At 70.8% G+C, this 14928-nt stretch carries 10 protein-coding genes; 2 read left to right on the top strand and 8 right to left on the bottom strand.

All coding sequences use genetic code 11. The features are described 5' to 3' along the window. Window positions 1–15 precede the first annotated feature (15 nt). The 6 genes from ACWD11_RS17580 to ACWD11_RS17555 all read right to left on the bottom strand — a co-directional run bounded on the left by ACWD11_RS17580 (window position 16) and on the right by ACWD11_RS17555 (window position 10049). Entirely contained in the window at window positions 16–1281 is a 1266-nt protein-coding gene (locus ACWD11_RS17580; RefSeq protein ID WP_451283895.1) for an ABC transporter substrate-binding protein, read from the bottom strand. A gap of 93 nt (window positions 1282–1374) precedes the next feature. After that, the gene (locus ACWD11_RS17575) at window positions 1375–3843 is read right to left on the bottom strand and encodes a glycoside hydrolase family 3 protein (protein WP_451283893.1); all 2469 of its coding nucleotides are present in this window, start codon (window positions 3841–3843) and stop codon (window positions 1375–1377) included. 360 nt (window positions 3844–4203) lie between these two features. Continuing rightward, window positions 4204–6777 carry a family 78 glycoside hydrolase catalytic domain gene (locus ACWD11_RS17570; protein ID WP_451283891.1) on the bottom strand — a complete coding sequence of 858 codons (2574 nt, stop codon included), beginning with the start codon at window positions 6775–6777 and terminating at the stop codon, window positions 4204–4206. 70 nt (window positions 6778–6847) lie between these two features. Then, window positions 6848–7756 carry a carbohydrate ABC transporter permease gene (locus ACWD11_RS17565; RefSeq protein ID WP_451283889.1) on the bottom strand — a complete coding sequence of 303 codons (909 nt, stop codon included), beginning with the start codon at window positions 7754–7756 and terminating at the stop codon, window positions 6848–6850. 4 nt (window positions 7757–7760) lie between these two features. Then, window positions 7761–8645, bottom strand: a complete 885-nt coding sequence (locus ACWD11_RS17560) for a carbohydrate ABC transporter permease (RefSeq protein ID WP_389417357.1) — start codon at window positions 8643–8645, stop codon at window positions 7761–7763. 87 nt (window positions 8646–8732) lie between these two features. Continuing rightward, window positions 8733–10049, bottom strand: a complete 1317-nt coding sequence (locus ACWD11_RS17555; protein ID WP_451283887.1) for an ABC transporter substrate-binding protein — start codon at window positions 10047–10049, stop codon at window positions 8733–8735. A 262-nt stretch (window positions 10050–10311) separates the two neighbouring features. Between ACWD11_RS17555 and ACWD11_RS17550 the strand changes: the two genes are divergently transcribed. Together ACWD11_RS17550 and ACWD11_RS17545 are read left to right on the top strand one after the other, a co-directional pair. Next, the gene (locus tag ACWD11_RS17550; RefSeq protein ID WP_451283946.1) at window positions 10312–11361 is read left to right on the top strand and encodes a LacI family DNA-binding transcriptional regulator; all 1050 of its coding nucleotides are present in this window, start codon (window positions 10312–10314) and stop codon (window positions 11359–11361) included. A gap of 93 nt (window positions 11362–11454) precedes the next feature. After that, window positions 11455–12474, top strand: coding sequence for a LacI family DNA-binding transcriptional regulator (locus ACWD11_RS17545; RefSeq protein WP_451283944.1), 1020 nt, complete (start codon window positions 11455–11457; stop codon window positions 12472–12474). 10 nt (window positions 12475–12484) lie between these two features. On the opposite strand, the gene ACWD11_RS17540 is transcribed toward ACWD11_RS17545, so the two are convergent. Beyond that, window positions 12485–13726 (bottom strand): MFS transporter, encoded by a 1242-nt coding sequence (locus tag ACWD11_RS17540; RefSeq protein ID WP_451283885.1) that lies wholly within the window; start codon window positions 13724–13726, stop codon window positions 12485–12487. Window positions 13727–13951: 225 nt separating this feature from the next. Beyond that, window positions 13952–14863 (bottom strand): LysR family transcriptional regulator, encoded by a 912-nt coding sequence (locus ACWD11_RS17535; RefSeq protein WP_389417353.1) that lies wholly within the window; start codon window positions 14861–14863, stop codon window positions 13952–13954. Between the last annotated feature and the right edge of the window lie 65 nt (window positions 14864–14928).

The raw sequence follows: 14928 nt of genomic DNA, 5'->3' as shown, positions 1-14928 counted from the left end.
GCCCTCCGCGTGTCCCTACTTGTAGGCGCCGTCCATCGCGGCCAAGGCCCGGTCGATGTCTGTGGTGCCCTCGAAGAGGGCGCGCACCTGGGCGAAGTGGGTTTGCTGCACCTGCGAGTTGGGCCACCGCTGGTCCATGAAAGGTACCGTCGTGCCCTCCTTCTGGCGCCGCGCCACCTCCGCTACGGCCGGGTCGACGGAGGTGGAGTCGTTGGGGAGCGCCGGCAGTGTGGCGCCGGACTTGTTGTAGAGGTTCTGCCCCCGTTCGGAGCCCAGGAAGTCGATGAAGGTCAGGGCTGCCCGGCGGTGCGCGGTGTCCGCGTTGAGTCCGTAGGCGGCGGAGACCGCGCCGGGCATGCGGGTCGCCTCGGGGTCGTCGGTGGCGGGCAGCGCCGTCATCCGGAAGTGCATGTCCGGTGCGGCGGCACGCAGATCGGGGAGGGTGCCGGCCACCTGCACCACGCCCACCGCTCGTCCGTCGGCCACTTGCTCGACGGCTTCCTCGTAGGTGGTGTGGAGGGGGTCGGAGCTGAAGCAGCCGTGATCCCGCATCTCCAGGTACTTCGCCATGGCCTGACGCCAGCCGGATCGGGCGAACGTCCTTCGGCCGTACTCCATCTGCGCGTCGAAGTCGGGGTCGTCGGCGTACACCGTGGTGGCGACGAGCGCGTAGTCGACGAGCTGGGTCACCCAAGGGGTCGCGTTGCCCAGCGCGAACAGGACCTTGCCGTGGCTGCGGGCGGTGTCGCAGAGCTCCAGCAGGCCGCTGTAGGTACGGGGAGCGGTTTCGCCGAGCGTCTCCAGCGTTTCCGAGGAGTAGATCGCGCCGATGGCGCTGAAGGTGACGGGGACGACGTACGTCCCCAGGTCCGTGTCGGTGACCGGCCGGATGCCGGACGGTATGCGGCCGCCGAAGCGGCGCAGGGTGAGCACTTGCAGGAAGTCCTCCCGCTCCAGGGCGACGACCGATGCGGGATTGCCGTTGCCCGGCCAGACGGTGAAGATGTCCGGCGCGTCGCCCGCGCGCAGCCGTCGTGGGAGCTCCTTCTGCAGTGTGTTCGTATCGGCGTAGCGGACGGTGACCCGTAGGCCGGGATGGGCTCGGTGGAAGGCTTCGACGACGGCCTGCATGGACGTCTTGTCGGTGGTGTTGGCCATGACGGACAGCTCGGTGTCCGCGGTGTCGCCGCCGATCCCGCCGACGGCGGAGCAGCCCGTCAGCAGCGCCATGGCCGTGGCGAGCCGCGCGGCGAGCGGGATGCGTCTCGGTCTGGAGGGCACGAGAGGGCTCCGTGCGGTAGAGGGACGTGGTAGGTGGGGCGCGCCATGCCGTGACGGGAGGCGGCAGGCGTGGCGCGCCGGCAGGGGTGGCTGTCAGCCGATGGGGACGGCCCGCTGCGCGGTCTGGTCCCGTGAACTGCGTGCCGTGGCGAAGGTGTAGGTGCCGGGCACGAGCTTCCAGGTACCGGCGTTCCACACCGTCAGGTCCTGCGCGGGGATCGTGATCGTGAGCCGCTTCCCGGCCGCGGGGTCGAGGGTGACCTTGCGGAAGGCGACGAGCCGGCGCGGCTCGGCCGCCGCGGCGCCGGGCAGGGTCGCGTAGACCTGCACGACGTCCGTGCCCCGACGTGAGCCGGTGTTGGTCACGGTGACCTGCAGCGTCACGCTCCTGGTGGTGGTGTCGTACGTGGCTTGCAGGGAGCCATGGGCGAAGGAGGCGTACGACAGGCCGTGGCCGAAGGGGAAGCGTGGCTGCTGGCCCTTGCTGTCGTAGTAGCGGTAGCCGACGAGGATGCCCTCGTCGTGGCAGACGGTTCCGTTGGTGCCGGGGTACGTCGCCGGTGTGGTGCCGGGGCCCTGGGTGGCGTCGACGGGGAAGGTGACGGGCAGGCGGCCCGAGGGGTCGCTGTCACCGAAGAGGACCGCCGCCAGCGCCGTGCCCATGGCCCGGCCCCCGTACCAGGCCTGGAGCACGGCCTCGACCTCGCCGAGCCAGGGCATGGCCACGGGGCCGTCGGTGTTCAGGACGACGACGGTGCGCGGGTTCACCGCGGCCACGGCGCTGATGAGCTGGTCCTGGTCGCCGGGCAGGCCGAGCCCGTGGTGGTCCATGTCCTCGCCGGCGACCCGGTTGACGAAGACGACGGCGGCGTCGGCGGCACGCGCCGCCTCGACGGCCGCGGGGATCAGGGAGCCTGGCTGCCAGCCCAGGGTGAGGCCGCAGGTGCCGGGGTCGGTGGTGGCGTTGGTGTAGGTCAGCTCGACGGTGACGGCCTTGCCCGCGGTCAGCCGGGCGGTTCCCTGGAGGGGGTAGTCGTAGGGGCCGAGGAAGAAGCGGCGGCTGTGCCGGGTGCCGGTGACGACGGTGGCGCCGTTGATCTTGAGGGTGGCGGTTCCGGCGGGCAGCAGGGAGAAGCGGTGCAGACCCGTGGTGGTGGGGACGAGCGTGCCGGTCCACTTCGCCGACCAGACGGCGGGCAGCCCGTCCACCGGGGCGGAGGTGAAGTCGACGGTGGCGTCGGTGCGGGAGGTGAGGGGCGTGCCGGAGGCTTCGGCGCCCGCCCAGTAGGTGCCGGTCAGGCCGGGCGCTCCGGTGCCGGTGCGCAGCACGGAGGACGGCACGGTGGTCAGGGGCAGGTCTCCCTTGGTGCCTTGGGCGTGCGTGACCTTGACCCCGCTGCCGGCCCGGGCGCGGAGGGCGTCCAGGGGCGTCGTCCAGGTGCCCGGGTCTACGTAGCTGGAGCCGGCCACCCCGGTGAAGGCGTCCGTCCCCGCGGGTCCGATGACGGCCAGGGACTTCAGGCTGGCCGACAGGGGCAGTGCGGCGGAGCGGTTGGCCAGCAGGACGAGGGAGGCGACGGCGGTCTCGTGGGCGAGGGCCTGGTGTGCTTGGGTGCTGACGTCGGCCGAGGCGGGGGGCACCGGGTGGTCGAAGAGGCCGTTCGCGTACATCGAGACCAGGATGCGGCGGGCCGCGTCGTCCAGCCGGGTGCCCGGGATCGCGCCGCCGGTGAGGGACCCGGCGGGAATCCTGACGCCGGCGGGGCCGAGCCCGGCGAGGTCCATGCCCGCCCGGGCGGCGGCGACTTGGTCGTCACCCGCCCAGAAGTCCGGCACGGTGTAGCCCTGGAGGCCGATCTGCTTCTTCAAGTCGTCGAAGAGGGCGGCGTTCTGCGTCGCGAAGGTGCCGTTGATCTTCGGGTAGGCCATCATGACGGACGTGGCCGGGGCGGCGGTGACCACGCGGCGGAACGGCGCTTCGTAGATCTCGTGCAGGGCGCGGCCGGAGACCGCGGTGTCGGTGAAGAAGCGGTTGGTCTCCTGCGTGTAGGCGGCGAAGTGCTTGACCGTGGCGACGACGTTGCGGCTCTGCATGCCCACGGTGAGGGCCGCGCCCAGTTCACCGGCGAGCAGGGGGTCCTCGCCCATGCCCTCGGCCAGCCGGCCCATGTGCCAGGTCCGCGCCAGGTCGATGGTGGGACCGAGGAGGTTGTTGTACCCCTTGGCCCGGCCCTCGGTTCCGATGGCGCTGCCGACCCGGCCCATCAGGGAGGCGTCGAAGGTCGCCGCCTGGGCGATCGGCACCGGGAAGGCGGTGACGCCCTGCTCGCCGCGCAGGCCGGCGGAGGCGTCCACCATCGTCAGGGCCGGTATGCCCAGATGGGACAGGGCCGCGAAGTCGCACCTGACGAGCGCCTCCTTCTCGGCGGCCGTCATCCGGGCGAGCATCGCGGCGGCGCGGTCCTGGGAGGTCGCGGCGGCTGCCGCTCCGGTCAGCACGGGAGCCATGCTCGCGCTCAGGGCGGTGAGGGTGGCGGCGGACAGAAACGTTCTTCTCTTCACAGCGGCTCTCCGGGGAAATGGGGGCGGTGCGCAACGGACACATGGGAAAGGGGCCGGCCGCTGGGTCAGGTGACGGCCGGCCCCAGCTCTGAGAGGAGCGCAGTTCCCATGCATTCCCATGCATTCCACGGGGAGGGGAATCGGCTTTCCGTTGCGCCTTGCACTTATTGAGCGGCAAAACTAAGGGCCACATCCAGAGCGGTCAACCCTTGCGGCAGCCGCACCGGAAAAATGCTTCTGACCAGGCAATCTACCCGTCTTATTGAAATGGTGAAGTGAAATTTCAAATGAAAACGGACGGACGCCGACCCGCGCCATCAACCGTATGGATGATGGCCATCGACGAGAAGAATGAATACGTCAGGCGGACTTCTTCTCCAGTTCCCAGGAGTCGAATTCGTGTTCTCCCGGACCCACCTCCAGGGGAGGGCATGAGGCGAGTCGTACGACGCCGGTGCAGCCGTCCGGTACGACGACACGGGCTCGTATCCGGCCGCCGGACGTCGTCTCCCACGACATCCGAGCCGTCCCGTAGGGCGTCTCGTGGCGGGTGCGGGCCCAGGTGATGCCGCCGCCGGGGCGGGGGTGGAAGACGAGGCGGCGGTAGCCCGGCGCGGACTCGGCGATACCTCCGACCACGCGGTGCAGCCAGTCGGCGACAGCGCCGAGGGCGTAGTGGTTGAAGGAGGTCATGCCGCCCGGGTTCAGGGTGCCGTCCGGGCGGAGGCTGTCCCACCGCTCCCAGATGGTGGTGGCTCCCTGGGTGATCGGATACAGCCAGGAGGGACACTCGGTCTGGGTCAGCAGGCGGTAGGCCACGTCGAGGTGTCCGGTGTCGGTGAGCGCGTCGCAGATCAGCGGGGTGCCGACGAATCCGGTCGCGATGCGGGCCCCGTCGGCGAGGACCAGCTCGGCGAGCCGGTCACCGGCCGCGTCGCGCTGTTCCTCGGCGAGCAGTCCGAAGGCGATGCCGAGCGCGTAGGCCGTCGGACTGTCGCTGGTCATCCGGCCGTCGGGCAGCACGTACCGCCCGCGGAAGGCGGCCGTGACCTCGTCGGCCAGTGCCGCGTACTTCTCGGCGTCTTCCTCGGCGCCCAGCTCGGCAGCGGACAAGGCGAGATGACGGGCCGAATGCGCGAAGTAGGCCGTGGCCACCAGGTAGCGGTCGGTGCAGCCGGCCGCCGGGTCGTCGGGCGGAGCGGCGGGGTCGAGCCAGTCGCCCAGCTGGAAGCCGGTGTCCCACAGGCGGCTGGGGCCGGCCAGCCGTGTGACGAGGTCCACCCAGGCCCGGGCCATCGGGTAGGTGCGGCGCAGGATCCGCAGGTCGCCGAAGCGCCGGTACAGCGTCCAGGGCGTCAGGGTGGCGACGTCGCCCCAGGCGGCGCCGGGCTGGATCGGCGTCCACATGGGCTCGCCTGGGATGACCGGGACGTACCAGGGGATGGTGCCGTCGGGCAGCTGCTCCAGGGCGACATCGGTGAGCCAGGATTCGAGCATGCCGGCGCAGTCGTAGAGGAAACCGGCGGTGGGGGCGAACACCTGGAGATCGCCGGTCCAGCCGAGGCGTTCGTCGCGCTGCGGGCAGTCGGTGGGGATGTCGACGAAGTTGCCGCGCATGCTCCAGACGACGTTCTCGTGCAGCCGGTTGATCAGCGGGTCGCTGCACTCGAACCAGCCGGTGCGGCGCATGTCGGTGTGGTACACCCGGGCGGTCACCGCGCCCTCGGTCAACTCCCCCGGCCAGCCGGTGATTTCTGCGTAGCGGAAGCCGTGCAGCGTGAAGCGCGGCTCCCAGGTGCACGGACCGTGTCCGGCGAGGATCAGGGTGTCGGTGGCGTACGCCTCGCGCAGGGGGCGGGTGGCCAGCTCGCCGTCCTGCAGTACTTCGGCGTGCCGGAGCACCAGGGTCGTACCGGCCGGGCCGTCGACCGTGACGCGGAGGCGGCCCACCAGGTTCTGGCCGAAGTCGAGCAGATGGCGGCCGTCGGCGGTGCGGGTGATGCCGGTGGGGGCGATCTCCTGGGTGCAGCGCACGGGAGGCCCTTGCGGTGCGACGAGGGTGCGCGGGTCACGGCTTCCGGGCCGTACCGGGGTCCACTCCGCGTGGTCGGCCGCGGCGGGGGTCGCCCAACGGGGGTCGTCCAGGCGTGCGTCGAAGACCTCGCCCTCGTACAGGCCGCTGCGCATGATGGGCCCCGGGGCCGCGGTCCAGGTCCCGTCGGTGGCGATGACCGCGGTGGTGCCGTCGTCGTAGGTCACTTCGAGCTGGGCGATGAGGGCCTGGTCGGTGCCGTAGATGTTGCGGGTGCCGCCGTCGAAGCCGTACTTGCCGCGGTACCAGCCGTCGCCGAGCCAGGCGCCGATGGTGTTGGCGCCCGCGGCCAGGTGCCCGGTGACGTCATGGGTGCGGTAGCGCAGCCGGTGCGGGTAGACCGTCCAGCCGGGGGCGAGGATCTCCTCGCCGACCCGGCGGCCGTTGATCTCCACCTCGTACAGGCCGTGCGCGCTGACGTACAACCGGGCCCGGGCCACCGGGCCTTCCAGGTGAAAGTCCTTGCGCACCCGGGCGGGGCGGCGTTCGGCGTCCGGGTCCTCGGCCCATCCGGCGCCGACGGGAACCGCCCGCCAGTCCGCCGGGTCGAGCAGCCCGGCCTCGACCACACTGGGCTCGCTCCATGCGGAGGGCTGTGCGGCGTTGGTCGTCCAGACCCGGACCTGTACGGTCACGCGCTCCCGGGAGGCCAGCGGTGCGCCGGGCCAGGGCACCAGTACCTGGTCGGGGCCGTCGACCCGGCCGCTGCCGTAGGCACGGCCGGCGCGGAGGAGCCTGACGTCGTACGCCTGCTGGCCGCCGGAACCGGGGGGCAGGGTCCAGGTCAGCCGGGGGGTGGCCGTACCGATGCCGAGGCCGTCCGGGAGGTGTTCGAAGGACACCGGCGAGGGCTGAGGGGACAGCAAGAGGAACCTTTCGTCAGGTGCGCGGGAGCTGAAGGGGGGCCGGGCGTCAGCCCTTGAGCGCTCCGGAGGTGAGGCCCTTCATGACCTTCTGGTTGAGGAAGAGGTAGATCAGGAGGGTGCCGAAGACGTTGATGCAGATCGCGGCGAACAGCGGGCCGTACTGGGTAGCGCCGAAGTCACCGGTGAAGTTGAGCAGGCCGACCTGGACGGTGCGCAGATCCTGGCTGTTGGTGAAGGTGAGGGCGATCAGCAGGTCGTTCCAGATGAAGAAGAACTCGACCAGTCCGACCGTCAGCAGGGCGTTGCGGACCATGGGGACGCTGATGGTCCAGAAGGAGCGCAGGATTCCCGCGCCGTCGAGCGTGGCGGCCTCGAACATCTCCCGCGGGACGGCCCGGTAGTACGTGGCCATCATGAACACGGTGAGCGGCAGACCGATGCCGGTGTAGGTGAGGATCAGCGGCCACAGAGTGCCGGACAGGCCGGTCTGGAAGTACACGGTGAACAGCGGCAGCAGGATCATCTGCGGCGGCACCATCATGCCCGCCAGGAAGATCACCAAGGTCAGGCTGCGGCCCTTCCACACCATGACCTGGAGGGCGAAGCCGGCGGCCGTGCCCAGCAGCAGGATCAGCGCGAGCGCCGGGCCGACGGCGAGCAGGCTGTTGCGGACGTACAGGCCGATGTTGCCGGTGGTCCAGGCCTCGGAGTAGTTGGCCCACTCCCAGGTGGTCGGCAGGCTCCAGGTGGAGTTGTTCAGGTAGTCGCTGTTGGACTTCAGCGAGGTGAGGAACATCCACACGAGCGGATAGATCTCGACGACCAGCAGCAGTGCGACGACGACCTTCACCCACACCTTGCTCACCCGCGGGCGCCTGCGGGGGCGTCCGGTGGCGGCGGACGGTCCGCGGCCGGCCCGGCGGGCGGAGGTCTTCAGCGGTGTTTCGACGGCCATGGGTTCAGCCCTCCGTGAGGTCGCGCCGCGAGACGCGGTAGACGACCAGGCTCACCAGCAGGCACACCACGGTCAGCAGCAGGGCGATCGTGCTGCCGTAGCCGTAGTCGCTGTAGGTGAACGACGTCTGGAACATGTACAGGGTCAGCGGGGTGGTGCCGGTGCCCGGTCCGCCGTTGGTCAGGGCCACGATGGAGTCGAAGACCTTGAGCGTGCCGTTGATGCTGAAGATCAGCGACGACATCAGCACGGGCAGGGACAGGGGCAGCACGATGTGCCGGATCAGCCGCAGCCCGGACGCTCCGTCGAGGCGGGCCGACTCCAGGATCTCGTCGGGGATGTCGACCAGGCCGGCGAAGAGGAGCACGGCGTAGAAGCCCATCGAGCGCCAGATGTCCATGACGATCAGCACCCAGAAGGCGTGTCCCGCGCTGCCGAAGAAGTCGATCGAGTCCATCCCGACCGCGTTGAGCAGTGAGTTGACCGGTCCGGTCTGCGGGGCGACCTGGAAGAACTTCTGGAAGAGCAGGCCGACCGCGACCGTGGGCAGCACCACCGGGAAGAACACCAGGGTGCGGACCAGCGCCGAGGCCCGCTTGAGGAAGAAGACGTACAGCAGCGCCAGCAGGTAGCCGGCGACGACCTGGCCGACGGTGACGACGGCGGCGTACTTGAGGGTGAACCACAAGGCGTCGTGGACGGCCGGGTCCGAGAAGAGGCGGGAGAAGTTGGCGACGCCGTTGCCGGTGAAGCCGTCGATGGAGTTGCCCTTGGTGAAGGAGTAGCCCAGCGACCACACCATGGGGACCAGCATGATCAGTGAGTAGACGACGAGTGCGGGACCGAGCAGGATCGCGATGGCCCTGCGGTCACCGAGTACGCGGTGCATGGGTGGTATCCACTTCGATGGCGTTGAGGGGGAGGTGCCGGGTCGGAGGCGGGGCGGCGCGGCCGGGTGTGCGCCGCCCCGGCCGGACTACTGGGCGCCGAGAGCGTCCTGGACGGTCTGCATGAACTGCTTCGCGCTCATGCTGCCGCCGATGAGGCTCGCGGCGTTGGTCTGGCTGACCGTCGTGGCCTTGGTGCTGAACAGGGCCTCGAACCACAGCACGTTCTGCTGGGAGGCGCTGATCGTGTCGCGGACCTGGGTGGTGACCTCGTTGGCGTCCTTGACCGGGGTGTTCACCTTGAAGCCGGAGATGGCGCCGTGGTCCTTCAGCGCGGTGCTGCCGTAGTTCTCCGTGATGCAGGTGACCCAGTCGCCGGTCTTCTTGTCGAAGGACTTGGCGCCCAGCGCGATGCCGAGGCCGACGTTGGAGGGGTACTGGTCGACCGAGCCCTTGCCGCCGGCGACGGCGGGGAAGGGCATGAAGCCGACGTTCTCGGCACCGACCTCGTTCTGCTTGTCGTCGGCGATGTTCGCCAGCGCCCAGCTGCCCATGTAGAACATGGCGGCCTCGCCGGTCAGGAACTGGTTCATCGCGGTGTCGTAGTCGATGGAGCCGACGCCCTTGCCGAACCAGCCCTTCTTGCCCAGCTCGGCGATCTCCTCGGCGGCCTTGACGTACTCGGGGTCGGTCAGCTTCGCGGTGCCGTCGGCGACCTTCTGCAGGACGTCGGGGCCGAGACTGCGGTAGAGGTAGCCGCTGATCAGCCGGGTCAGGGGCCAGCCCTGCTGACCGGAGGCGGAGAACGGCTGGACGCCCTTGGCCTCCAGCTTCGCGGCGGCGGCGGTCAGTTCGTCCCAGGTGCCGGGCACCTTCAGGCCGTGCTGGTCGAAGAGCTCCTTGTTGTAGAAGATCCCCTCGATGTTGTACTCGTACGGCAGCACCTGGAGCTTTCCGCCGTACAGCGCCTTGATGGTGGAGACGGCAGCCGGCTCGAGCTGGTCGAGGACGCCCAGCTTCTTCAGCTCGGCCTCCAGGTCCGCCACGTGCCCCGACTTGGCGAGCTTCTGGGTGAGCGCGGGGGCGTTGCCCGCGGCGAACTGGACCGGCAGGGCGTTCTGCCCGGCCAGCAGTTGCAGCCGCTGGTCCAGGCTGCTCTGCGGCACGGTCTCCACCTTCAGGGGCAGCTCGTCGTTCGCCGACTTGCACGCTCCCTCGGACATGGTGGTCAGGGCCGTCTTGACCGTGGTGTTCTCGGTGACGCTGAGGTAGCTGAAGTTGCTCGGCGCGGACGCGGTACCACCCCCGCTGCCGCCGCAGGCGGTGACCAGCAGCGCCATCGACGCGGCGCCGGCCGTGAGCAGGCTCAGCCGCGTACGCCGAGCGGAGGACATGCGAATCGACACGGGTGACTCCCAGTGGGTTGGAGAGGGAAGCGAGACGTCAGGCGAGGAACGGAAGAACGGCGCCGGGGGCATCTGAGAGCCGCGCCGTGCGAGGGTTCGTAAAACGTTCTCCGAAGCGAGTGGGCAACACCCTGCACTCGCCGCCCGACTTCGTCAAGACACGGAGCTGTAACACCGGATTCGTCGGCAGGAGACTTGACGTCACACCTATGACATCCTGTAAACCGTTACACCAACGACTACGAGATCCGGAGTGCTGACGATGGACGGGGCCGCGGGACCCAGGCAGAACAAGCGGGTGACCATCACCGATGTCGCCCGGCACGCGGGAGTCTCCACCGCGGCGGTGTCCAAGGTGCTCAACAACGCCTACGGCGTGAGCCCCGCGATGCACGAGAAGGTGCAGGCGTCCATCTCCGCACTCGGCTACCGCCCGCACGCCGCCGCACGCGGCATGCGCGGCCGGACGTACACGATCGGGGTGCTGCTGGACAACGTCCGCAACGCCTTCTTCGCCGACATCCTGGACGGCATCCGCGACGAACTCAGCAGCACCGACTACACGGTGCTGATCGGAGCGGCCGGCTTCGACCCGCAGGACCAGGCCCGCACCATCCGGTCCATGGTGGACCGCCAGATGGACGGGCTGATCCTCATCGCGCCCGGCACCCCCCGGCCGGAAGTGCTCGCCACCGCCGCGTCCACGCCCACGGTCGTGATCGGGCATCACGACGCCGACGCCGGTCACGATTCCGTCGTCGACGCCGACGACGTGGGCGCCGGCCTGGTGGTGGACCACCTGGTCACCCTCGGCCACCGGGACATCGCCCTGGTCTCGGCCCCGGGCGCCAAGGCCGGCCAGTGGAAACGCACCCCGGAGATCGTGCTCGCCACCGGATACCTGGAGGCAATGGAGCGGCACGGCCTCGCGGACCACGCCCAGGTGCACTACGCCGCCTACTCCGACGACGGCGGTTTCAAGGCCGGTCTCACCCTGCTCACCGCGGAACGGCCCCCCACGGCCATCATGACCGGCGCCGACGTCGCGGCCCTGGGCATCTACCGCGCGGCCCACGAACTCGGCCTGCGCATCCCCGGCGACCTCTCCCTCGTCGGCTACAACAACACCGCCCTCGCCGCCCTGGCGCCGGTGCAGTTGACCAGCGTCGACCAGGCCGGGCACACGATGGGCTCGGCAGCCGCGCGGATGCTCATCGAACGGGTCGAGGGCAAACGCGACCGGGCCATCCGCACCACCATGACGCCACGCCTCGTCGTGCGGGCCAGCACGGCCGAGGCACAGGGCCGGTAGACGGTGGAGCGGGGAGTGCCCGCCGTTCCCGCGGCCCGGCGCGCGAGCCATCACCGCACCTCGGCCGCCCGCGGGGACGGGGCGCGGCGCAGAGTGGGCATCAAGGACGTGGCGAGGCAGGCCGACGTCTCCCTCGGCACGGTCTCCAACGTCCTCAACCGCCCCGAGATCGTCGCCGAGCCGACGAGGCAACGTGTCCTGGACGTCATCGACGCCCTCGGCTACGTCCGGTCCGAAGGCGCCCGTCAGCTGCGCGGGTTCACGTCCCGGCTGGTGGCGGTGCTGGTGCTGGACCTGGCCAATCCCTTCTTCACCGCGCTGGCCGCCGGTGTGGAGCAGGCCGCGGGCGAGGCGGACCTCGGCATCATGGTGGGCACCGCCGGTCGGGGACCGGCCGACGAGGCACGCCATCTGTCGCTGATCACCTCGCACCAGATCCGCGGCGCCGTCCTGGCCGCGGGCGAGGGTGCGGGTCGTACTGTCGCCGCCTTCCGCCGCAACGACGTGCCCTTCGTCATCGCGGACCAGAACGCCCCCCAGCCGGGCGCGTGTTCGGTCGGCATCGACGACGTGGCCGGCGGCCGGGCCGCCGTGCACCATCTGCTCCAGCAAGGACACCGCTCGATCGGCTACGTCAGCGGACCCGACCGTCTCCAGCAGGTACGCGACCGGCGCCGGGGCGCGGCGATCGCCGTCGGCCTGGCCGGTCTTCCCGCGACGGTCCTGCGGGATCTGCCCTGCCCGGCGCTCACCGTCAGCGCCGGGAAGGACGCCGGTCACCGCATCCTGGGGCTCGCGCAGCGGCCCACCGCCGTGTTCTGCGCCAACGACCTGCTCGCCCTCGGGGTGCTGCAGGCGCTCTACGAAGCGGGCCTGAGGGTGCCGGACGACATCGCGGTGATGGGCTACGACGACATCGAGTTCGCGGCGTCCGCCGTCGTACCGCTCACCTCCGTGCGGCGGCCAGCCGTCGCGCTGGGCCGCGAGGCCGGCCGCCTGCTGCTGCAGGACACGGCGGAGGGCTCCGGTCACTCCGGTCACGAACACGCCCATGTCGTCCTGCAACCGGAACTGGTCGTCCGCAGGTCCACCATGCGGACGACCACCCGGTGAGCCGGCCCGGTCAGGCCTGTACACCGGCATGCTGCGGAGGTGCCTTCGGTGCGCGCGGGGTCAGCAGCATCAGCGCGGCCGACATCAGCAAGGTCAGCAGGCCGAGCAGCAGGACCGCCGAGGCCAGGGTGCCCAGCATGCCCTGTGCGGCGAGGAGCGCGAGCGGGCAGAGGAACTCGCCGAGGAAGAAGGCCGCCGTCCACAGGCCGGTGCCCCGGCCGCGATCGGCGAAGTCGAGCCGGGACAGCGCCAGCGTCAGCAGCGACGGCAGCAGCAGCCCGGTGCCCACGCAGTTGACGACGGCGCCGATGATGAGCAGCGCGAGGTGGTCGGTCGCGCCCATCAGCAGGAAGCCCACCGCGCACAGCAGGAACAGAGCGGGAAGACGGCGGCGGGTGTGGTCGCCGAGCTTGGTGAAGATGACCGACCCGAGGACGGTGGCCGCACTGGCGAGCGCGGTGACCGCGCCCACCATTGCGGTGGACTGCACGCCCAGGTCGTCCATGAGGAAGGACATCTCCACGGGCACGGTGTAGAAGACGGCGGCACCGAAGACGGTCAGCAGGCAGATGCCCGCCATGCGCCGGACGGGGAAGGGGCGCCGCTCCTCCGCGGGGGCCGGCTCCAGGGCCGTGGCGGGGACCGGGCCCGGGGCGGGCAGCGCCCAGGCCATCACCGGGGCGAGCAGCAGGCCGACCGCGTACAGCCAGAAGGGCGCCCGCCAGCCGACCGAGCCCAGGGCGCCGCCGACGGCGAAGAAGACGGTGGCGGACGCCGACGCGCACATCGTCTGGAGCGCGAGGTAGCGGTCGCGCACCCGGCCTTCGTAGTAGTCACCGATCAGTGTCGTGCAGCAGGTCATGATGGCCGCTTCGACGATGCCCACCAGGACGCGGCTGACCAGGATGGCGTGCAGCGAGTCCAGCCACAGCGGCGCGGTGCCGAACACGGCGTACAGCGCGGTGGCGGCGACCAGCAGCCGCTTGCGGCCGAGCCGGTCGACGAGCACCCCCGCGAACGGCGCGAGCACGGCCAGGGAGAGGGCCGGGACGGTCAGGACGAGCGGGACCAGGGCGGCGCTGCCGGCGACGTGCGCGAAGTGGTCCTCGATGCGCGGCAGGACGGGCGCGATCAGCACGGCGCCGAGGATCGGAAGGCAGCTCCCGGCCATCAGCAGCACGACGGGCAGCCTGCCCAACAGGCCGCCGCTTCCTGTGCGTTCGTGGGTGGGCAGGGCGGCGGAAGCGGGCATGGCGGCACTCCGGGGGACGCGGGGAAGGAGGGCACCGCGGCGGGGACGGGCCGGAGGTGTGACGGCTCCGGCAGGCGGCGTACGGGCGCGGCGGTGTCCCACGACTATGCGTTCCGGGTATCGCTCTGCCCAGCCCTCGCGCCATCCAAGTTGCCGATGGGATCGATCCAGCGGATGGATGGCGGTGCGCCTTCACGAGCCGCCCTCCCTTGAGCGGCCACCGGCTCAGCCCTCGGGCCCCAGGCGCGCGCCGACGCGGGCGGCCGTCTCGCGCAGCCAGATGTGCGCCGCGTCGTGCGTGTGGACCGGGTGCCACCACAGCGCCTCACGCAGCGGCACCGCCTCGTAGGGCGGCTCCACCACCCGCACCGCGGCGACGGGTTCCATCATGCGGGCCATCCGCGCCTGCACCAGGGCGATCCGCCGGGTCCCGGCGACCAGCAGCGGCAGCAGCTGGAAGCTGTCGACGGAGACCTCGACGCGCGGTTCGATCCCGAGCATGCCGAGCTGGCGCACCGCGGGGGCGTCGTAGGTCCGCTGGTACGTCACCCAGGGCAGCCGGGCCAGGTCCTTGCGGGTGAGCCGGTCGTCCACGCTCGGGTGGTCGCGTGCCACGAGGAAGACCCAGCGGTCGTCGTAGAGGTCGGTGGCGGGGAAGTCGCTGATGACGCCGTGCGGCATGAACAGGCCGTCGGTGGCGCTCAGCAGGGTGGCGGTGTCGTCGACCACGGTCGTCGGGGTCTGGGAGAAGCGCAGCCGGATCCCGGGCGCCTCCTCGTGGATGACACGGGCCAGTTCGGTGCCGAAGACCGCCACCGCGTAGTCGGAGGCCACCAGCCTGAATTCGCGGTTCTCCTTCGCCGGGTCGAAGTCCGCCTGGCTGGCGAAGAGCCGTTCCAGCACGTCGTAGGCGGTGGAGGTGCGGTCCAGGAGCACCTGGCCGAGCGCGGTCAGCTCGTAGTGGCCGCCGACGCGGGCGAGCAGGTCGTCGTCGAAGTGGCGGCGCAGCCGTGCGAGGGCGGCGCTCATGGCGGGCTGGCTGAGGCCGACGCGCTGCCCGGCACGGGTGACGTTGCGCTCCTCCAGCAGGGCGCGCAGGGCGACGACGAGATTGAGATCCAGCCGGGCCAGGTTCATCGGTTTTCCTCTGCGGTCCTGTGCGGTACGGCGTCGACCAGGGCGGAATCCATCGGGTGGATGCC

The sequence above is a fragment of the Streptomyces sp. NPDC002776 genome, from assembly GCF_053592195.1.
Note: the sequence above shows the minus strand (reverse complement) of the source record. Positions and strands in the feature narration are given on the sequence as shown.